This is a genomic window from uncultured Lacinutrix sp., from assembly GCF_947500325.1.
GTDB lineage: Bacteria > Bacteroidota > Bacteroidia > Flavobacteriales > Flavobacteriaceae > Lacinutrix.
On sequence record NZ_CANMRQ010000123.1, the window covers coordinates 1 to 218 of the forward strand.

The 218-nt window shown below is 34.9% G+C and carries 1 protein-coding gene; it reads left to right on the forward strand.

Features of this window, described 5'->3' with window-relative positions; genetic code table 11:
• On the forward strand, window positions 1-218 hold a 218-nt coding region (locus Q0997_RS20450; protein WP_299892613.1), incomplete at both ends, for a hypothetical protein.

Sequence of the window (218 nt, forward strand, 5' to 3'; positions counted from 1 at the left end):
ATTAATGTTACGGTTACTTCTAACTACGACTTTACAACGCTTACAACTACTTGTGGTTTAGGTGGTACTATTGCGGTGACTTATACTGCTACTGATGCTTGTAACAATAGTGAAACTTTAAATGCTACTTTAACGCTTAACGATTCTACTGGTCCTACATTTACTGTTCCTGCTGATATTACTATTAACTGTGAACAAGATCCTAATGATTTAACACT